Origin of the sequence: Herbaspirillum sp. 3R11 (genome assembly GCF_004563925.1) — a bacterium.
Classification (GTDB): domain Bacteria; phylum Pseudomonadota; class Gammaproteobacteria; order Burkholderiales; family Burkholderiaceae_D; genus Herbaspirillum.
This window is the reverse complement of the sequence record NZ_SPNJ01000004.1, coordinates 26,026-46,675: the sequence shown is the minus strand read 5'-3', so window position 1 is coordinate 46,675 and position 20,650 is coordinate 26,026. Positions and strand designations below refer to the sequence as shown.

The following is a 20,650-nucleotide window of genomic DNA, read 5'->3' as shown; positions in this document are numbered from 1 at the left end:
TAAAAATTATTAAAAATTCTAAGGTTTTTAATTTTACTCTGACCCCTTTTGTTCTTATTGAAGATTTGGGTGCAGTGCACTATCCTTAAACCCTTACTCTCAAAGTGGTGGAGCACCGTTATGCACGCGCAAGGCCTATACGACCCAGCTAATGAACACGACGCCTGTGGTGTCGGTTTTATCGCCCATATCAAGGGCAAGAAAAACCATTCCATCGTTGAGCAAGGCTTGCTCATCCTGAAGAATCTGGACCACCGGGGTGCGGTCGGTGCAGATCCGCTCATGGGCGACGGCGCCGGCATCCTGATCCAGATCCCGGATCAGTACTATCGCGAAGAAATGTCCAAGCAGGGCGTCGAACTGCCGCCGCCTGGCGAATACGGCGTCGGTATGGTCTTCCTGCCAAAGGAAAACGCTTCCCGCATCGCCTGTGAACAGGAAATCGAGCGTTCGGTGCTGGCTGAAGGCCAGGTCGTGCTGGGCTGGCGCGACGTGCCGGTCGACATGGACATGCCGATGTCGCCGACCGTGCGTGAAAAAGAACCGGTCATCCGCCAGATCTTCATCGGCCGCGGTCCGGACATCATGGTCACCGACGCGCTGGAACGCAAACTGTACGTGATCCGCAAGTCGTCCGGCCACGCTATCCAGGCGCTGAACCTGATCCACGGCAAGGAATTCTTCGTGCCGTCGATGTCGGCGCGCACCGTGGTCTACAAGGGCCTGTTGCTGGCCGACCAGGTCGGCGTGTACTACAAGGACCTGCAAGATCCGCGCTGCGTTTCCGCGCTGGCGCTGGTGCACCAACGCTTCTCGACCAACACTTTCCCTGAATGGCCGCTGGCTCACCCGTATCGCCTGATCGCCCACAACGGCGAAATCAACACCGTCAAGGGCAACTTCAACTGGATGCGCGCGCGCGAAGGCGTGATGCAGTCGGCCGTGCTGGGCGACGACCTGAAGAAGCTGTTCCCGCTGATTTATGAAGGCCAGTCCGACACCGCCTGTTTCGACAACGCGCTCGAACTGTTGCTGATGGCGGGTTATCCGCTGGCGCAAGCCATGATGATGATGGTGCCGGAAGCCTGGGAAAACCACACCCTGATGGACGACAACCGTCGCGCCTTCTACGAATACCACGCCGCCATGATGGAACCATGGGACGGCCCGGCCGCCCTGGCGTTTACCGACGGCCGCCACATCGGCGGCACGCTCGACCGCAACGGTTTGCGTCCTGCACGTTACATCGTCACCGATGACGACCTGGTCGTGATGGCGTCCGAATCCGGCGTGCTGCCGATTCCTGAATCGAAGATCATCCAGAAATGGCGCCTGCAACCGGGCAAGATGTTCCTGATCGACCTGGACGCCGGTCGCATCATCGACGACAAGGAACTGAAGGACACTTACGCCAACGCCAAGCCGTACAAGCAATGGATTTCGTCGGTGCGCGTCAAGCTCGACGAACTGAAGGCCGAGCCGTTCGAATCCGGTTCCACCATCCCGCTGCTGGATCGTCAGCAAGTGTTCGGCTACACCCAGGAAGACGTCAAGTTCCTGATGGCGCCGATGGCCTCGGCCGGTGAAGAGGCTATCGGTTCGATGGGCAACGACTCGCCGCTGGCCGTCATGTCCAACAAGAACAAGACGCTTTATAACTACTTCAAGCAATTGTTCGCGCAAGTGACCAATCCGCCGATCGACCCGATCCGCGAAGCCATGGTCATGTCGCTGGTGTCCTTCATCGGCCCGCGTCCGAACCTGCTCGACACCAACAACATCAACCCGCCGATGCGCCTGGAAGTGTCGCAGCCGATTCTGGACTATGCCGACATCGCCAAGCTGCGCAACATCAGCGCGCACACTGGTGGCAAGTTCAAGTCGCACGAACTGAACATCTGCTATCCGGTCGCATGGGGCAAGGAAGGCATCGAAGCACGCCTGGCATCGCTGTGCGCCAAGGCGGTGGACGCCGTCAAGTCGGGCCACAACATCCTGATCATTTCGGACCGCAAGGTAGACTCCGAGCAAGTCGCGATTCCTGCGCTGCTGGCGACTTCCGCGATTCACTTGCATCTGGTCAGCAAAGGCATGCGTACCTCGACCGGTCTGGTGGTCGACACCGGTTCCGCACGTGAAACGCATCACTTCGCACTGCTGGCAGGCTATGGCGCGGAAGCGATCCACCCGTACCTGGCGATGGACACCCTGACCGAAATGGCCAAGGGTTTGCCGGGCGAGCTGTCGGGCGACAAGGCGATCTACAACTTCCAGAAGGCGATCGGCAAGGGCTTGCTGAAGGTCATGTCGAAGATGGGTATCTCGACCTACATGTCCTACTGCGGCGCGCAGATTTTCGAAGCCATCGGCCTGAACAAGGCGCTGGTCGACAAGTACTTCAAGGGCACAGCATCGAACGTCGAAGGCATCGGCGTGTTCGAAGTCGCCGAAGAAGCGCTGCGCCTTCACCGTGCTGCCTTCAGCAGCGATCCGGTGCTGGCCAACGCGCTGGACGCCGGCGGCGAATACGCCTTCCGTATCCGTGGTGAAGAACACATGTGGACGCCGGATGCGATCGCCAAGCTGCAACACTCGACCCGCGCGAACAACTTCAATTCGTACAAGGAATACGCGCAGATCATCAACGATCAATCCAAGCGCCACATGACCTTGCGCGGCCTGTTCGAATTCAAGATCGATCCGTCGAAGGCGATCTCGATCGATGAAGTCGAACCGGCCAAGGAAATCGTCAAGCGTTTCGCCACCGGCGCGATGTCGCTGGGTTCGATCTCGACCGAAGCGCACGCCACGCTGGCCATTGCGATGAACCGCATCGGCGGCAAGTCCAACACCGGCGAAGGCGGCGAAGACGTCAATCGCTATCGCAACGAACTGAAGGGCATCCCGATCAAGCAGGGCGCAACCCTGGCATCGGAAATCGGCAAGGACGTCATCGAAGTCGACATCCCGCTGCAAGCCGGCGACTCGCTGCGTTCGCGCATCAAGCAGGTGGCATCCGGTCGTTTCGGCGTTTCGGCTGAATACCTGATCTCCGCCGACCAGATCCAGATCAAGATGGCGCAGGGCGCGAAGCCGGGCGAAGGCGGTCAGCTGCCGGGCCACAAGGTTACCGATTACATCGCGACATTGCGCGTGTCGGTGCCGGGCGTCGGCTTGATCTCGCCGCCGCCGCACCATGACATCTATTCGATCGAAGATCTGGCGCAGTTGATCCACGATCTGAAGAACGTCAATCCGCGCGCCTCGATCTCGGTCAAGCTGGTGTCCGAAGTCGGCGTCGGCACGGTTGCCGCAGGTGTTGCCAAGGCCAAGTCGGATCACGTCGTGATCGCCGGCCATGACGGCGGCACCGGTGCATCGCCGCTGTCCTCGATCAAGCATGCCGGTTCCCCATGGGAACTCGGCCTGGCCGAAACCCAGCAGACTCTGGTGCTGAACGGTCTGCGCAACCGCATCCGCGTGCAGGCCGACGGTCAGATGAAGACCGGTCGCGACGTCGTCATCGGCGCGCTGCTGGGCGCTGACGAATTCGGTTTCGCCACCGCACCGCTGGTGGTCGAAGGCTGCATCATGATGCGCAAGTGCCATCTGAACACTTGCCCGGTCGGCGTGGCGACTCAGGATCCTGTCCTGCGCGCCAAGTTCTCCGGCAAGCCTGAACACGTGGTCAACTTCTTCTTCTTCATCGCGGAAGAAGCGCGTCAGATCATGGCGCAACTGGGCATCCGTACTTTCAACGAACTGATCGGCCGTTCCGACCTGCTGGACCGCACCAAGGCCATCCAGCACTGGAAGGCGCAAGGTCTGGACTTCAGCAAGATCTTCTATCAACCGGTCAGCGCAACACCGTACTTCCATACCGAAAGCCAGGATCACGGTCTGGACAAGGCGCTGGATCACAAGCTGATCGCACAAGCCAAGATCGCGCTGGAAAAGGGCGAGAAGGTTTCCTTCATCTCGCCGATCCGCAACCTGAACCGCACCGTCGGCGCCATGTTGTCGGGTGAAGTGGCCAAGCGTTACGGCAACGAAGGTCTGCCGGACGACACCATCCACATCCAGCTGCAAGGCACCGCAGGTCAATCGGCCGGCGCGTTCCTGGCGCATGGCATAACGCTGGATCTGGTCGGCGAAGGCAACGACTACGTCGGCAAGGGCTTGTCGGGCGGCCGCATCATCGTGCGTCCGAACACCGAGTTCCGCGGCCGTGCGGTCGACAACATCATCTCCGGCAACACCGTGCTGTACGGCGCGACCTCCGGCGAGGCATTCATCAACGGCGTGGTCGGCGAGCGTTTCGCGGTGCGCAACTCCGGCGCCATCGCCGTGGTTGAAGGCACCGGTGACCATGGTTGCGAATACATGACCGGCGGCACCGTCGTCGTGCTGGGCGCAACCGGCCGTAACTTTGCCGCAGGCATGTCCGGCGGCATCGCTTACGTCTATGACGAAGCCGGCGACTTCACGGGCAAATGCAACCTGGCCATGGTCGCGCTGGACAAGGTCCTGTCGGACACCGAACAGGAAGCCTCGACCGATCGCGCCATCTGGCACAGCCTGCAACGCGGCGGCAACGCTCAGACCGATGAAGTCATCCTGCGCGGCCTGATCGAGCGTCACTTCAAGTACACCGGCAGCACGCGCGCGCGCTACCTGCTGGACAACTGGGCGGCGTCGCGCGGCAAGTTCGTCAAGGTCTTCCCGACCGAGTACAAACGTGCGCTGGGCGAACTCCATGCAGCCAAAGCGGCCCCGAAGGACAAGGTTCCGGCGTAAGCCGCAACCCTCGGTCCTCGGCCAGATCTGAAATAACGCAAGGCCGGCGATTCTGATAACGACAACGACAGAATCGCCCGCCGCCTATCCTTAGCGAAGAATGTGAGTGGAAAATGGGTAAAGTAACCGGCTTTATGGAATATGAGCGCCTGAAAGAGGCGAGCGAAGCGCCGCAGTCGCGCATGAAGCACTACAAGGAATTCGTCCTGCACCTGGGCGACGCGGAAGCCAAAGTACAAGGCGCACGTTGCATGGATTGCGGCATCCCGTTCTGCAACAACGGCTGCCCGGTCAACAACATCATTCCCGACTGGAACGACCTGGTCTATCGCGGCGACTACAAGGAAGCGCTGGACACGCTGCACTCGACCAACAACTTCCCCGAGTTCACCGGCCGCATCTGCCCGGCGCCGTGCGAATCCGCCTGCACGCTGGGCATCAACAGCGACGCCGTCGGCATCAAGTCGATCGAGCACTTCATCATCGACAAGGGCTGGGAAAACGGCTGGGTCACGCCGCAACCGGCCGCCGTCAAGACCGGCAAGAAGGTCGCCGTGGTCGGCTCCGGTCCTGCCGGCATGGCTGCCGCACAGCAGCTGGCGCGCGCCGGCCATGACGTTACCGTGTTCGAAAAGAACGATCGCGTCGGCGGCCTGCTGCGTTACGGCATCCCCGACTTCAAGATGGAAAAGTCGCACATCGACCTGCGCGTCGAACAGATGCAAGCCGAAGGCGTTGTCTTCCGCACCAGCACATTGGTGGGCAAGGATTTCCCGACCAACATCACCAACTGGTCCAAGGAAACGGTTTCCCCTGACGACCTGAAGAAAGACTTCGATGCCGTCGTCATCGCCGGCGGTGCAGAACTGCCACGCGACTTGCCGGTGCCGGGCCGTGAATTGAAGGGCGTGCATTTCGCCATGGAATTCCTGCCGCTGCAAAACAAGGTCAACGCCGGCGACAAGCTCAAGGGCCAGATCATGGCGACCGACAAGCACGTGGTCGTGATCGGCGGCGGCGATACCGGCTCCGACTGCGTCGGTACCTCGAACCGTCACGGCGCTGCTTCGGTAGCCCAGTTCGAACTGATGCCGCAACCGCCGGAAACGGAAAACAAGCCGATGGTCTGGCCGTACTGGCCAACCAAGCTGCGCACGTCATCGTCGCATGAAGAAGGTTGCGACCGCGATTGGGCTGTGGCGACCAAGCGTCTGGAAGGCAAGAACGGCAAGGTTGAAAAACTGATCGCCGCGCGCGTCGAATGGAAGGACGGCAAGATGCAGGAAGTGCCGAATTCCGAATTCGAAATGAAGGCCGACCTGGTGCTGTTGGCCATGGGCTTCGTCTCGCCGGTGCAGCAAGTGCTGGAAGCGTTCGGCGTCGACAAGGACCAGCGCGGCAACGTTAAGGCGACAACTGACGGCGAAGGCTGCTACAAGACTTCGGTCGACAAGGTCTTTGCCGCAGGCGACATGCGTCGTGGCCAGTCGCTGGTGGTGTGGGCGATCCGTGAAGGCCGTCAATGCGCACGCGCCGTTGATGAGTTCCTGATGGGCTCGTCGGTGCTGCCACGCTGATACGACACTGTAAAAAGCGAACGCAGTAAAAAAGCCGGATTGACGAAAGTCTTTCCGGCTTCTTGCTTTCCGGTGCTGGAAAAGGCGGGCGGTGATCCTCCAAAATCAGCCCTGCGTCAGCCCGGATCAGCCTTGCTCAAGTACAATTGAATTTCACTTTTCAGACACGGCCTGTCCTCGCTCCTGCCGACGATAACCGAAGAACAACATGACCACCCCGATTCGCTACAGCATCACCTCCAACGACTGCGCCGCCCACGTATTCGACGTCACCCTGACGGTCGATGCGCCGGCTGCCGACGGCCAGGTATTTTCCTTGCCGGCGTGGATTCCCGGCAGCTACATGATTCGCGAATTCGCGCGCAACATTGTCCAGCTACGCGGTGAGGCCGGCGGCAAGAAAGTCGCGCTGCGCAAACTCGACAAACACACCTGGCGCGCTGCGCCGTGTACAGGCCCGCTGACGCTGAGCTATCAGGTCTACGCCTGGGACTTGTCGGTGCGCACCGCGCATCTGGACCAGACCCACGCCTTCTTCAACGGCACCAGCGTGTTCTTGCGCGTCGAGGGGCAGGAGCAAGCGGAGCACGTCGTCGACATTCGTCGTCCGGACGGCGACGCCTACAAGCGCTGGCGCGTGGCGACGTCCCTGCCGGAACTCAAGGCCAAGCGTTATGGCTTCGGCACCTATGTCGCCGGCGATTACGACGAGCTGATCGATCATCCGGTCGAGCTTGGCGACTTTGCGCTGGCCACGTTCACGGCGCATGGCGTGCCGCACGATATCGTCATCACCGGCAATGTGCCGAACCTGGATCTGGCGCGCTTGTCCGCCGATCTCAAGAAAATCTGCGAAGCACAGATCGCCTTCTTCGAACCGAAAAGCAAGCGCGCGCCGATGTCGCGTTATGTCTTCATGACCATGGTCGTCGGCGATGGCTACGGCGGTCTGGAGCATCGTGCTTCGACCGCGCTGATCTGCGCGCGCAGCGATCTGCCGGTCAAGGGCAAGGCGGAATCGACCGATGGCTATCGCACCTATCTCGGCCTGTGCAGCCACGAATATTTCCACACCTGGAACGTCAAGCGCATCAAGCCGGCGATGTTCGCGCCGTATGATTTGCGGGAAGAGGGCTACACCTCGCTGCTGTGGCTGTTCGAGGGTTTCACCAGTTACTACGACGATCTGTTCCTGGTGCGCACCGGCCTGATCGATACACCGGATTATTTGAAAATGCTGTCGAAGACCGTCAATGGCGTCTTGCGCGGCAGCGGCCGCCGCAAGCAGAGCGTGGCCGAATCGAGCTTCGACGCTTGGGTCAAATACTACCGCCAGGATGAAAACGCGCCGAACGCCATCGTCAGCTATTACACCAAGGGTTCACTGGTGGCGCTGGGTCTCGACCTGACGATCCGCACCGAAACCAATGGCCGCAAATCGCTGGACGACGTGATGCTGGCGCTGTGGCAGCAGTACGGCCGTGATTTCTATAGTCGCAAGGGCGGCAAGGGTGTCGGTGAGGAGGAGGCGGAGGCCTTGTTCGAAGAAGTCAGCGGCGTAAAGCTGAAGCGCTTCTTCGACCGCTATATCCGTGGCACCGAAGATGTGCCGCTGGAGTCGTTGATGGCGCCGTTCGGCGTTGCCTATGCGGACGTGCGCAAGGACGTCAAACCGGGCATGAATGTTCGTGTGACGCGCGATGGCGGCGACGCCAAGCTTGCCAGTGTATATGAAGGCGGAGCAGGGCAGCGCGCCGGATTGTCGGCGGGCGATCGCCTGGTGGCGCTTGACGGCGTACGTATTCCACCGGCAGGCATGGACGGCTTGCTGGCGCGTTACAACGAGAACGACGTGGTTGAATTGCACGTGTTCCGTCGCGACGAGCTGATGTGTTTCAAGGTCAAGCTGAAGAATGACGGCGCGCCGCAAGTAACGCTGACGGCGCAAGACAAGCCGCTTGCTTTGGTACGCAAGCGCAAGGCGTGGTTGGGACGGTAGTCCTGGTGCGATGGCGTCGGCTTGTTGCCGACGCCGGGCCTGTGCCGGAAATGCAGGCAATAAAAAAACCCGCCGAAGCGGGTTTTTTATTTGCTGCTGATGCTAGCCTGAATCGAAGATTACTTCGCTTCTGCTTCGCCTGCTGCAGGTGCTGCGCCTTCAGCTTCAACCTTGCCTGCTGGTACCGAAGCGGTAGCAATAGTCAGGTTTTCTTGCGAAACAGCAGTCACGCCGTTTGGCAGCTTCAGGTCAGCCAAGTGGATCGAGTGACCGACTTCCAGTGCGGCCAGATCAACGGAAACGAATTCCGGCAGATCCTTAGGCAGGCAGGAGATGTCCAGTTCGCTTTGCACGTGGCTGATGATGCCCGATGCCAGCTTGACGGCTGGGGAGATGTCAGCGTTCACAAAGTGCAGTGGCACCTTGACGTGGATCTTTTGCGATGCATCGACGCGTTGGAAGTCAACGTGCAGAACCAGTTGCTTGTATGCGTGGACTTGGAAGTCGCGCAGCAGAACTTGTTCAACCTTGCCTTCGATTTCCAGATCCAGGATCGACGAGTGGAAGGCTTCTTTCTTCAACGCGTGGTACAGCGCGTTGTGGTCCAGAGCGATGTTCAGCGGTGCAGCTGTGCCACCGTAGACGATGGCTGGTGTTTGACCAGCAATACGCAGGCGGCGGCTCGCTCCGGTCCCCTGCTCTTTGCGTGGAAATGCGATAACTTTCATGTGAAACTCCAAAGGTTGCGGGACTTTCGTCTCGCGTTAAAAATCCCCCGCGACCAGGGGATTCAAGGATCCCGTCATTTGCATGACGGGATTAAAACTGAATCTACAGCTAAAACTTATTCCGCAAACAGCGACATCACCGAGTCGCCCTTGCTGATGCGCTTGAATGTCTCGGCCAGCAGGCTGGCGCAAGTCAGTTGGCGAATCTTGCCGCAGGCCTTGGCGGCGTCCGACAGTGGAATCGTGTCGGTGACGACCAGCTCGTCCAGCGGCGAATTGGCGATGCGGTCCAGCGCCGGGCCGGATAGCACAGGGTGCGTACAGTAGGCGACAACCTTCTTGGCGCCGCGCTCTTTCAAGACTTCGGCAGCCTTGGTCAGCGTGCCGGCGGTATCGACCATGTCATCCATGATCACGCAGTTGCGGCCTTCGACTTCACCGATGATGTTCATGACTTCCGACACGTTCGCCTTCGGGCGGCGTTTGTCGATGATCGCCAGGTCGCAGCCGAGGCGCTTCGCCAACGCACGGGCGCGCACCACGCCGCCGACGTCAGGCGATACGACCAGCAGGTCGTCGTAGTTCTTGCTCACCAGATCGCCCAGCAAAATCGGCGATGCATAGATGTTGTCGACCGGAATATCGAAGAAGCCCTGAATCTGGTCGGCGTGCAGATCCATGATCAGGACGCGTTCAACGCCGGCTTCCTGCAGCATGTTGGCGACGACTTTTGCCGAAATCGCAACACGGGCGGAACGCGGACGGCGGTCTTGGCGCGCATAGCCGTAGTAAGGAATCGCGGCGGTGATACGACCGGCCGATGCGCGCTTGAGCGCGTCGACCATGATCATGATTTCCATCAGGTTGTCGTTGGTCGGTGCGCAGGTGGACTGCAGCACGAAGACGTCTTTACCGCGGACGTTTTCGTTGATCTCGACCATCACTTCGCCGTCGGAGAACTTCGACACATTGGCCTTGCCCAGAGGGATACCGAGTTTTTCAACGACGCCTTGCGCCAGTTCTGGGTTGGCGCTGCCGGTAAAAACCATCAGGTTTTCGTTTGCCATGTGGGTATCCCTGAATGCAATCGTTTAAAAGTCGAAAAGCCGACAATGCTCGACTTGTACAGTCTTGCGTTGGCGGCTTATCTCTTTGGCTTTTCTATTTCTTTATGGGCGCTTCACTATTGCCCAAATTTAATGGCAGGGGAACAAGGATTCGAACCTTGGAATGCTGGAATCAAAATCCAGTGCCTTAACCAACTTGGCGATTCCCCTACGCAATCTGCTGTCTGTCGCCGAACGATCCGTTGCGCTTCTTGCTTGCATCGTCTGTCATTCGCCGTCAAACCAATTCTTGGCTACGACTTTGTCAAATGGGCGAGAGGATGTTCCTGCATCGCTTTGGCTTTCCACGCGGTCCATTGTGAAGGCATCTGTTTCAGCACTTCGTCGGCCTGATGTTCATGTTCAAAAGCACAGAACACACAAGCGCCGGATCCGGTCATCCTTGCATTTCCAAATGTCTTGAGCCACTTGATGGCATCAGCGACAGGAGGAAACTGCCTGGCAGCCACCACTTCTAAGTCGTTTCTCCCGAAGCCGCTGTAAAGAAGATTATGCGCTTCAGGAAAGTCCGTTATTTTGACCACTTTCGTATCCCTTGTCAATTCCTGCGACGAAAAAATTATCGCAGTGGGAACAGATACGCCCGGTTCAATCACCACGAACCAGCAATCGGCGGTTTTCAGGGGCAAAAGTTCTTCGCCCACGCCTTCGGCGAAGGCATTGCCGCCGAACACGAAAAACGGCACGTCGGCGCCCAGCTGCAGGCCCAGCGCCATCAATTGTGCGCGCGTCAGGCCGGTTTGCCACAGATGATTGAGCACCATCAGCGTGGTCGCGGCGTCCGAGGAACCGCCACCGAGGCCGCCGCCCATCGGCAATTGCTTGCGCACGGTGATATCTGCGCCTAGCCGCGGGGTACCCCCCGCCGCCTGCAACAGGCGCGCGGCGCGCACCACCAGGTCGGTGTCCGCGGGCACGCCCGGGATGTCGTTGGTCCGATGGATGACGCCGTCGTCGCGCACCGTGAAATCTAGCGCGTCGCTGCGGTCGACCAGCTGGAACACCGTTTGCAGCAGGTGATAGCCGTCCGTACGACGGCCGGTCACGTGCAGGAACAGGTTCAGTTTGGCTGGCGCAGGGCAGTCGTAAAGGCTTGCTGGCATGGAATGATTCTGGAAAGCGAATGGGAGGACGTCAAAACGCCGGCGGTTTCGTGATTACTGAGCGCCGGTGTTTTTCCAACTGTCGATCACGATGCGGATGGCGACCGGACCGGCTTGTTTTGTCTCACGCGCCAGGTCGATGCGTTTGGGATGGTTGGAGGCGGTGTTGGCCGCGCCTTCCTGCCATTCGCCGTAGCTCAGGCTCCAACCGTCGCGCGTCGTCTGGCGCACGGTGTCGGCGGCTGGCTGGGCTACGAACAGTTTGCCGTCGGCACCGCGTCCGAAGCCTTGCAGCCAGTCGCGCAGGCCTGAAATCGGCAAGGGCCAGCCCAGCGCCTGTTCGGTGAGAATGTCGACGTCGGCGGCGGTCAGCGGCGGCTTGCCCGATTGTGTCAATACGGCAATGCCGGGCTTGATGTCGATCGTGGCCAGGGTTTGTCCCAGCGGCGACAACAAGGTCACCACGACATGGCGCGCGCTCTGGTTCCAGGTGAAACTGCCGTGTACGGCCTGGTCGCGCCCATCCTGCTCATAGCGCACCGATAGCCGGCCGCCGAGATCGATGGCGTCGCTGTAACGGCGCTCCAGTGCGGGACCGTTGTCTTTGCCGTCTTGCGGAGAGAGGCTGGCGCAACCGGCGGCCAGCAGCACCAGGCCGGTTGCGGCCGCATGTCTGAAAAATCGCATCATGACTAGTAACCGTGTCCTTGCATCAGCATTGAATCGCCGTCGGCATTACAACTGCACCTTGAGGCGATCCAGCGTGCTCTTGAGGACGTCGTTCTTCGGATCTTTCGACTGGGCTTCGCGCCACAGGCGTTTGGCTTCATCCTGCTTGCCGCGCGCCCACAGGATTTCGCCGAGGTGGATGCCGATTTCCGGATCGGGACGCAGGCCGTAGGCGCGGCGCAATTCCTTTTCCGCTTCCTCGAGGTTGCCCAGGCGGAATTCAGCCCAGCCCAGACTGTCGGCGATGAAAGCGTCTTCCGGCGCCAGCTGTACGGCTTTCTTGATCAGCGTGACCGCTTCCGGCAGGCGGATGTTGCGATCAGCGAACGAATAGCCGAGCGCGTTATAGGCGTGCTGGTTGTTGGGCGCCAGTTCGATGATCTTGCGCAGCGCGGTTTCCATGTCCTTGTAGTTGCCGGTCTTGTCGGTGACCATGGCGTAGTCGTACAGCAGGTCGGTGCTTTCCGGGTAGCGCTTGAGTCCGGCCGACAGCACGTCGGCGGCCTCCTGGTAACGCTCGCCGTCGCGCAGAACCTGGGCTTCGCCCTGGATCAGCTGCATTTGTTCGCGGTCGTTGCCGGCTTCGGCCTGCGCCTGTTGCAAGACGGCGCGGGCGCCGTTGATGTCGCCGCGTTTTGCCAGCAACTGGGCGCGACGGATCTGCACATTGATATAGGCTTCGCCCGGTTCGACCTGTTCCAGCCATTTCAGTGCGCCCGGCACGTCGTTACGCTCTTCGGCGATCTGTGACAGCAGCAGCAGGGCCTGGGTCGGGTCGCGTTCATCTTCGGGCTGGGTTGCCAATACCTGGAGATAGCGTTTGAGGTAAGTCTCGGCTTCCGGCAGATGATTGGTCTGCACGTTCAGAATGCCGAGCGCGAACAGCGTAGTCAGATCTTCCTGATCGTCTTTCAGCAACGTCTGGAACTGGCTGCGCGCCTGTTCGAACTGCTTTTGCTCAACCAGGCCTCGCGCATAGGCGATGCGGACTTCGCGCGCGTCAGGATATTTTTTCAGGAAATCAGCCACCAGCTTCATGGCTTCCGTCGGATCCTGGGTGACTTGCGCCAGCGTCAGGATCGCCAGTTCGGAATCCGGCTTGAGCTTGAGCGCCTGATTGGCTTCGTCGCGCGCGCGCACTGCATCGCGGTTGGCGAATGCGCCTTGAGACAGCGCGAGATGAGTTTCAACCAGGTTCGGATACGGTGCAGTCACCGCTTGCAGGATGTTGAATGCAGCGGTCTTGTCGCGCGCACGGCTGAGCAAACGCTGGATTTGCAGGATCATCGGGCCACGCGCCTGCGGGGCGGCTTCGGCCAGGCGTTGGGTCAAGAGCGGCTGGATTTCGCCGATGTTGTCGCCCAACATGATCAGGCCGAGGTAATTTTGCAGGGCTTCATCCGAATGTGGCGCCAGTTCGGTCCACAGGCGCACGGCAGCCAGCGCTTCGTTGGGGCGGCGCGCAGCGAGGGCGATTTCAGCGGCGCGTTTGGCCAGGCGCGGATCGCGGGTTTGCTGAGCCGTGCCCAGCAAGGTCACATAAGCAGCTTGCCATTGACCGCGCTGGAAGGCGATTTCGGAGCTGAGGATCTTGAACAGGATTTCTTCGCTGAGCTCGGCCGGCGGCACGACGTCTTCCGGCTGCTGGGCCTTGGCCTTGGTTTGTCCCTTGCGTGCAGACGAGGCCTTGACCAGGGTTTGTTTCTTGCCGCCCGCAGCGGGAGCCGCATCGGTCTCGCTGGGTTGCTGCAGGCTTGCACATGCGGAAAGCATGAGGGAGAGCGTTACAATGGCGAGAGGTTTTTTCAAGTGTAATCCTGAGTAATCTGGAAATAGTCCGGCAAGAATGAACAGACGGGCAGGCAAATATTAATTTTACGCTCAACCGTGTACTTCTTGGTGTAAGCGAGTGTAAACCATCTGCCTGCGTCTGCTCGCATGTGATTGCTGGTGATCGCAGGTGATTTATCATAGCCGTCTTGCGTTTAACCGCGTGCGGCCTCATTTGTTCTTCCGATAGCCAATTCAGTCCAGCCAAAAAGTCATCGTTCCATGCCCGAATTACCCGAAGTAGAAGTTACCCGGCGCGGCGTCGCTCCCCATCTCGAGGGGCAGACGGTTGCGGGAGTGGTGATGCGCCACACCGGATTGCGCTGGCCGTTTCCTGTCGATCTGAACGAGCGGCTGGCCGGACGCATCATCCGATCCACCGGGCGGCGCGGCAAATACCTGCTGATCAATTTCGATCACGGCACCTTGATCGTGCATCTTGGCATGTCGGGACATCTGCGCATTTTGCCGCCGGGTATCGCGCCGCAAAAGCACGATCACTTTGACCTGGTGGTCGGCAAGCCGGTCAAGAACATCATGCGCATGACCGATCCGCGGCGTTTCGGGGCCGTGCTGTGGCATGACAATGCCGACGGCGACATCGAAGAGCACACGCTGTTGCGCGGGCTCGGCCTGGAGCCGCTGGAAGACAAATTCTCCGCGCGCGAGCTGCATCGCCAGACGCGCAACCGCAGCGCGCCGATCAAGCAGGTGCTGCTGGCCGGCGACATCGTGGTCGGCGTCGGCAACATCTATGCGTCGGAGAGCCTGTTCAAGGCGGGTATCAATCCCAAGACGGCGGCCGGCAAGATCAGCCTGCCACGCTACGAAAAACTGGTGATCGCGATCCGCGAAACGCTGGCTGCCGCCATCGAACAAGGCGGCAGCAGCCTGCGCGATTTCATCGCCGTCAATGGCCAGTCGGGATATTTCCAGCAAAGTTATTTCGTCTACAGCCGCACCGGGCAGGCTTGCCGTGTCTGTACCACGCCGATCAGGCAGATCAAGCAGGGCCAGCGTTCCACCTTCTATTGCGTGGTCTGCCAGCGATGAAGCGAGTCCTCAACAATACCGAGGCGACGCAGGATTTCGCCGACCCGACCTTTTCTGCGGCAGTGATCGGCTGGCAAAAGCAGCACGGCCGCCATGCGCTGCCGTGGCAAAACACCCGTGACGCCTATCGCATCTGGTTGTCGGAAATCATGCTGCAGCAGACGCAGGTCACGGCGGTGATTCCGTATTATCAGAAATTCCTGCAGAGTTTTCCTACCGTTGAGAGCCTCGCGGCGGCACCGTCCGAAGCGGTGATGTCGCACTGGAGCGGACTCGGTTATTACACTCGTGCACGCAACCTGCATCGCTGCGCGCAGCGCGTGACAGCGGAATACGGCGGCCGCTTCCCGGATGATCCCGAGTTGCTGGCAGACCTGCCAGGCATCGGCCGTTCGACGGCGGCGGCGATCGCTGCGTTTTCTTACGGCAAGCGTGCAGCGATCTTGGACGGCAACGTCAAGCGGGTGTTTGCGCGCGTATTCGGCGTCGAAGGTTTTCCTGGCGCCAAGGCTGTCGAAGATCAGTTGTGGCGGCGCGCGGTGGCGCTGCTGCCGCAGACCGACATGGAGTCCTATACGCAAGGATTGATGGACCTCGGCGCGACCTTGTGCGTACGCGGCAAGCCGGCCTGCGACCGTTGCCCGCTTGCGCCGCGCTGCGTGGCGCTGGCCACCGGCCGCACGGCGGAGCTGCCGGTGCGCAAGCCGAAGAAGGCGGTGCCGGAAAAAGAAACCATGATGCTGGTGATCAGCGAAGGCAACGAGGTATTGCTTGAGCAGCGTCCCGACAGCGGCATCTGGGGTGGCTTGCTGTCTCTGCCGGAATTGCCGCTGAGCCCTGACGCCGACGCCTTCGGCACTGCTGTGGAGATGGCGATGCAACCGTTCGGCGTGATTGCCGCGTGCCGAAAACTGCAGCCGTTCTCGCATGTCTTTACACATTTCAAGCTGCACATTTCACCGTACCAGGTGGTGCTGGAGAAGCGTCTTCCACACGTCGCAGAGTCGGTCCATGTCTGGTATCCGATCGCGCAACTGGCCGACGCGCCGTTACCGGCACCGGTCAAGAAATTATTGTTGGGTGTATTGCAGACCGAGGACTTGCTGAGCTGAGGTCGTCCGCGTCGTCGGTCTTGTTGGTCTTGCGTCAGCTGAGCTGGCGATGCCGCACAACGACATTTTCTTGCGCCGCAAAATGCTTCGCCAGTTGCTCGACGATGTACACCGAGCGGTGCTGGCCGCCGGTGCAGCCGATGGCGACGGTGAGATAACTGCGGTTGTCGCGCTTGAACGACGGCAGCCACTTCTCGACGAAGTTGCGGATGTCGCCGAGCAGATCCTGCACCGCCGGTAAATCTTCCAGGAACTCGATCACCGGTGCATCGCGCCCGGTCAGTGGCCGCAGGCGCAGGTCGTAATGCGGATTGGGCAGCATGCGCACGTCGAACACCAGGTCGGCATCGAGCGGCACGCCGAACTTGAATGCGAAGGATTCGAACAGCACCGTCAGGCTGGCGCGGCTGGTGTCGATCAGATCGCGGATCCAGGCGCGCAACTTGTTGGCGCTCAGGTTGGAGGTGTCGATCACGTGACCCAGCCCTTCGACCACACTCAGCATCTCGCGCTCCTTGTGGATGCACTCGGTCAGCGTCATGCGATCGCTCGGATTCTGGTTGGGCAGCAGGCGATGCGACAACGGATGGCTGCGACGCGTTTCTGAAAAACGCGTGATCAGCGATTCGGTGGTGGCGGTCAGGAAGAATACCTTGACGTCATGGCCCTGGTCTTTCAGCCACTGGATGTCGGGGCCAAGGCCGGCCAAGGAGTCGGCGCTGCGCGCGTCGGTGGCCACGGCCATGGCCTCGTCGCCTTCTTTCTGGCGGGTTTCCACCAGATTGCGCAGCAGGGCCGGCGGCAGATTGTCGACGCAAAAATAGCCGGCGTCTTCCAGTACGTGGAGAGCCACTGATTTGCCGGAGCCGGATATGCCGGTAATAAGAACGATACGCATGAGTAGGATGATACCCCAAGCTAGAGTCTAAGTCTGAGTGTGGGTCAGTATCTTGTCAGCTTAACGCGTGCGCGGCCTGTTTGCACGGCGCATAAAAATCTTTACCGGACTTTGCTTTTCTCCGCTCGCCGGTTTATTCGCCGTTCATCGCCTTGCGCTGGCGATCGATGAATTCCTTGAGCGTGTCGATGCCGCGCAATTGCAGGATGGTGTTGCGTACTGCCGCTTCCAGCAGCACCGCGATATTGCGGCCGGCCGCCACGGGAATGACCACTTTGCGGATCGGCAAGCCCAGCACGTCTTCGAACTGCGCGTCGAGCGGCAGGCGTTCGTAGTTTTCTTCCAGCGTGCTGCGGCGGACCAGATGCACGATCAGCTTCAGGCGCATTTTTCGGCGTACTGCGGTTTCGCCGAAGATGGCCTTGATGTCGAGCAGTCCGAGGCCGCGCACTTCCAGCAGATTCTGCAGCAGCGGTGGGCAGCGGCCTTCGATCATGTTGGGGGCGATACGCGCGAATTCGACCGCATCGTCGGCCACCAGGCCGTGGCTGCGTGAAATCAGTTCCAGACCGAGTTCGCTTTTGCCCAGTCCCGATTCGCCGGTAATCAGCACGCCCACGCCGAGCACGTCCATGAAGACGCCGTGCATGGTGATCTGCTGTGCCAGTTTTTTGGACAGGTAGACGCGCAGGTAATCGATGACTTGCGCTGCCGGCAGCGGCGTCGAGAACAGGGGGATGTTTTTTTCGTCGCAGATCGCCAGGATGTCGGGCGGTGTCGCCAGCCCTTGCGCGATGATGAAGGCGGGCGGTTCGCCGGCGACCAGTTCCGCGGTCTGATAGGCGCGTGAGGTGTTCGACAGGCGTTGGTAGTACTCGGTTTCCTGGTGGCCGAAGACCTGGATACGGCCCGGGTGGATCAGGTTAAGGTGACCAACCTGGTCGGCTGCGGAGGCGGCGTCGCCGGAGATCAGGCGTTCACCGCCGGGGAAACCGGCAAACCAGCCCAGTTGCAACGATTCGCGATTTTCTTCATACAGTTGCTGTATCGATAACGCGGTAAATGCAGGCATGGTTCTCCGATTCCGATAGGGCGGTCAAAGCGTGGTTGAGGCTGTATGAGCAACTGGTGCGAAAAATATCGCATCGTTCGCGGCGCTTCGTTTAATTGGTTTTTTCCAGCGACGGCTGCCAGGTCACCAGGCGCGAATAGACCGACGCCTGGTCCGGGTCGGAAATCAATTCATTGCGGAAGGCATTGTCCGAAAACATCTCTGCAATTTCGGACAGGATTTCCAGGTGCTGCTGGGTGACGTTGTCGGGAATGAGCAGGAAGATCAGCAGCTTGACCGGTTCGCCGTCAGGAGACTCGAAAGGAATCGCTTCAGCCAGGCGCATGAACAGCGCCAGCGGTGCTTTCAGCCCCTTGATGCGGCCGTGCGGAACGGCGACGCCGTGGCCCAGTCCCGTTGAACCGAGTCGTTCGCGTGCAAACAGGTTTTCTGAAACCGTCGAGCGGGCGATGCCGCTGTTGTTTTCAAAGGTAAGTCCGGCTTGTTCGAATGCTCGTTTTTTGCTGGAGACTTCCAGATCCAGAATGACGTTCTCTGGGGAGAGGATTTTTGCAAGATTTGTCATGACACAAAAGAAGGCGCTAGATAGGCTTTTGTGCAGGATTATAGGCTTCTTTGGGAGTTACGCAATGAATTCCGGCGTTGCTTCAATGCAAACAACAGTATTGTCGAGAAGAAGCCCGGCAAGCCGCCGCAGCGGCGCGACAGGCTTGCTTTACAGGCGAACCAGGCGAAACGCCGCAGGTTGAAATGACAGCCCGGATTACATCTCGATGCGACCAAAAACCAGCAATACGTCGCCGCTGTTCTTGTTCGACGAGAAACGCGGGACATAAGCAAACATGACCTTGGCTTTCTTGGTACCGATCGAAGCCAGCGGCAGCGGCACCGGGAATGGCACGCCGCCGAAATAATCCTGACGGCTCATCAGCATGGCGGTGCCGCCGATGCCCACTTCCAACGGTGTGCGGCCGATCGGATAGACCCATTCATAAGCGTAACCGGCCATGATTTGCGGGTGGCGATGCGAATCCTTGATCACGAAACCGTACAGCGACTCGTCGTTGCCGCGCTCGTTGCGCATGGTCTTGCCGTAGCCAAGCCCCCAGGCATGTTCGTTCAGCTGATCGAGCTTTTCCTTGGTATAGGTGCTGCGCCCGTGATGCGCCAGTCCCGACACATAGATCGCGTCGTCGCCCTTGTCGACGATTTCCGAGGCGTGATCCTTGATGGATTGCCACCAGCTGAATTCATCGCTCTGCTGCGCCATGGCGGGCAGCGAGGTCACAGCGCAGCCAAGTGCGAAGGCGCCGGCGAGCAAGGTGCGGGAGGAGCGAAGGGAGGAAAGTAATTGGCTCATATTTTTATTGGCTATTTCACTGTTTGTCACTGTTTGTTGATGGTGTCGACAGGCGATTGCAATCGGCGCTGCACAAACCAAATTGATAAATGCGATTGCTGCCGGCAGGAAACTGACCAGCTTTCTTCGCCGTAAAAAAATCGACGTGGCGATGCCCGGGACGAGCGTTGAGCATTGCGTGCTGATGGAGTCGAGAGTGAGACCGGATCATTGCACAAGAAGTTTTATGCAATGCGGATAAATCGTTTCAAAATGTTGCGAAGGAAATGCGCGAAAACGCCACCTGCCGCGAGGGAAGAGCGTTACGCGGCAGGCTTCACGATGTAATGGTTTTGTAACAAAAAACCGGCGGTGCCTGAAAAATCGCCGCCGGTGAAGACTTACTGCCGCGCGTTGCGCAGGTTGGAAGGTGCACGCGCGGCCGAAAAATTGCTGCGCCACGGATTGATGTCGAGGCCGCCGCGACGCGTGTAGCGTGCATAGACTGCCAATTTTTGCGGACGGCACTGGCGCAGTACGTCGACGAAAATACGCTCGACGCATTGCTCGTGGAATTCGTTGTGCTCGCGGAAACCGATCAGGTATTTCAGCAGCGCTTCCTGATTGATCGGTGCGCCGACGTAATGAATCTGCACGCTGCCCCAATCCGGCTGGCCGGTGACCGGGCAATTGGATTTGAGCAGATGCGACAGTAGCGTTTCTTCGACGATCGCTTCATCGTGGTTGGCCGACAGCAACGACGGATCCGGATGGTGATCGACGACTTCGATGTCGAGTCGATCGAGCAGCATGCCGCTCAGCTCGCCCATCTGCAAGGCCGAAAACGCGCCCGGTTCGGTCAGCGTCACCTGTACGCCGGCGCCGGCGGCCGCCGACAGATCTTTCTGCAACAGCGCGATCAAAGCCTGCTGGTCATCGAGGCGGGTCTGGTTGAAGGAGTTCAGATACAGCTTGAACGACTTCGATTCGATGATGTTGGGCGAATCGGCCAGGATCATGAACGTGGCGATGGCGATCTGCGGCTTGCCGCGCTGGTTCAGCCATGACACTTCATACGCATTCCAGATGTCGACGCCGAAGAACGGCAGCGTGCCGGTTACACCCAGTTCGTCGCGTTTGGGTTGGCGCGGAATCGGGAACAGCAATGCCGGATCGTAGGCGTCCGGATAGGCGGACGACTTGCCCAGCGGCGAGGTGTCGGGCGAGTTGCTGGCGTTGGTGTTGGCGTGATTCATGGTCTTGCTTCCTTCGTGCTTCTGAAATCG

Annotated in this window: 15 protein-coding genes and 1 tRNA gene; 5 read left to right on the top strand and 11 right to left on the bottom strand. The window is 59.6% G+C overall.

The annotated features are described in order from the left end of the window. The first annotated feature begins 120 nt into the window (after nt 1-120). The 3 genes from E4P32_RS17130 (at nt 121) to E4P32_RS17120 (ending at nt 8,373) form a co-directional block, all read left to right on the top strand. Nucleotides 121-4,797, top strand: coding sequence for a glutamate synthase-related protein (locus tag E4P32_RS17130; RefSeq protein WP_116436423.1), 4,677 nt, complete (start codon nt 121-123; stop codon nt 4,795-4,797). Nucleotides 4,798-4,910: 113 nt separating this feature from the next. Further along, entirely contained in the window at nt 4,911-6,374 is a 1,464-nt protein-coding gene (locus E4P32_RS17125) for a glutamate synthase subunit beta (RefSeq protein ID WP_116436422.1), read from the top strand. Between the two features lie 208 nt (nt 6,375-6,582). Beyond that, the gene (locus tag E4P32_RS17120) at nt 6,583-8,373 is read left to right on the top strand and encodes a M61 family metallopeptidase (RefSeq protein ID WP_116436421.1); all 1,791 of its coding nucleotides are present in this window, start codon (nt 6,583-6,585) and stop codon (nt 8,371-8,373) included. A 119-nt stretch (nt 8,374-8,492) separates the two neighbouring features. Here E4P32_RS17120 and E4P32_RS17115 read toward each other — a convergent pair whose 3' ends face one another. The 6 genes from E4P32_RS17115 to E4P32_RS17090 all read right to left on the bottom strand — a co-directional run bounded on the left by E4P32_RS17115 (nt 8,493) and on the right by E4P32_RS17090 (nt 13,833). Continuing rightward, complete coding sequence (locus E4P32_RS17115) at nt 8,493-9,101, bottom strand: 50S ribosomal protein L25/general stress protein Ctc (RefSeq protein ID WP_116436420.1); 609 nt, start codon at nt 9,099-9,101, stop codon at nt 8,493-8,495. A gap of 116 nt (nt 9,102-9,217) precedes the next feature. Continuing rightward, on the bottom strand, nt 9,218-10,168 hold the full coding sequence (locus E4P32_RS17110; RefSeq protein ID WP_016832843.1) for a ribose-phosphate pyrophosphokinase: 951 nt from the start codon (nt 10,166-10,168) through the stop codon (nt 9,218-9,220). 133 nt (nt 10,169-10,301) lie between these two features. Further along, a tRNA-Gln gene (locus E4P32_RS17105) sits at nt 10,302-10,378 on the bottom strand. Nucleotides 10,379-10,461: 83 nt separating this feature from the next. Beyond that, a complete protein-coding gene (gene ispE, locus E4P32_RS17100) occupies nt 10,462-11,331 on the bottom strand; it encodes a 4-(cytidine 5'-diphospho)-2-C-methyl-D-erythritol kinase (protein ID WP_116436419.1) in 870 nt (289 codons plus the stop codon). A 54-nt stretch (nt 11,332-11,385) separates the two neighbouring features. Then, complete coding sequence (locus tag E4P32_RS17095; RefSeq protein WP_116436418.1) at nt 11,386-12,021, bottom strand: outer membrane lipoprotein LolB; 636 nt, start codon at nt 12,019-12,021, stop codon at nt 11,386-11,388. 45 nt (nt 12,022-12,066) lie between these two features. Continuing rightward, on the bottom strand, nt 12,067-13,833 hold the full coding sequence (locus tag E4P32_RS17090) for a tetratricopeptide repeat protein (protein ID WP_116436417.1): 1,767 nt from the start codon (nt 13,831-13,833) through the stop codon (nt 12,067-12,069). Nucleotides 13,834-14,112: 279 nt separating this feature from the next. Here E4P32_RS17090 and mutM point away from each other — a divergent pair, with 279 nt between their 5' ends. Continuing rightward, on the top strand, nt 14,113-14,943 hold the full coding sequence (gene mutM, locus E4P32_RS17085; protein WP_116436416.1) for a bifunctional DNA-formamidopyrimidine glycosylase/DNA-(apurinic or apyrimidinic site) lyase: 831 nt from the start codon (nt 14,113-14,115) through the stop codon (nt 14,941-14,943). Beyond that, nucleotides 14,940-16,055: an A/G-specific adenine glycosylase gene (gene mutY / locus E4P32_RS17080; RefSeq protein WP_116436415.1), complete on the top strand. Its 1,116-nt coding sequence runs from the start codon at nt 14,940-14,942 to the stop codon at nt 16,053-16,055. The genes mutM and mutY overlap by 4 nt, the downstream gene beginning before the upstream one ends. Before the next feature lie 34 nt (nt 16,056-16,089). On the opposite strand, the gene rapZ is transcribed toward mutY, so the two are convergent. The 5 genes from rapZ to queF form a co-directional block, all read right to left on the bottom strand. Further along, the gene (gene rapZ, locus E4P32_RS17075) at nt 16,090-16,953 is read right to left on the bottom strand and encodes an RNase adapter RapZ (protein WP_199525696.1); all 864 of its coding nucleotides are present in this window, start codon (nt 16,951-16,953) and stop codon (nt 16,090-16,092) included. A gap of 133 nt (nt 16,954-17,086) precedes the next feature. Next, nucleotides 17,087-18,025, bottom strand: a complete 939-nt coding sequence (hprK, locus tag E4P32_RS17070; RefSeq protein ID WP_034295585.1) for an HPr(Ser) kinase/phosphatase — start codon at nt 18,023-18,025, stop codon at nt 17,087-17,089. A gap of 91 nt (nt 18,026-18,116) precedes the next feature. After that, nucleotides 18,117-18,590: a PTS sugar transporter subunit IIA gene (locus tag E4P32_RS17065; RefSeq protein WP_116436413.1), complete on the bottom strand. Its 474-nt coding sequence runs from the start codon at nt 18,588-18,590 to the stop codon at nt 18,117-18,119. Nucleotides 18,591-18,788: 198 nt separating this feature from the next. Then, on the bottom strand, nt 18,789-19,295 hold the full coding sequence (locus tag E4P32_RS17060; protein WP_116436641.1) for a hypothetical protein: 507 nt from the start codon (nt 19,293-19,295) through the stop codon (nt 18,789-18,791). A gap of 470 nt (nt 19,296-19,765) precedes the next feature. Continuing rightward, entirely contained in the window at nt 19,766-20,620 is an 855-nt protein-coding gene (gene queF, locus E4P32_RS17055) for an NADPH-dependent 7-cyano-7-deazaguanine reductase QueF (protein WP_116436412.1), read from the bottom strand. Nucleotides 20,621-20,650: the final 30 nt, after the last annotated feature.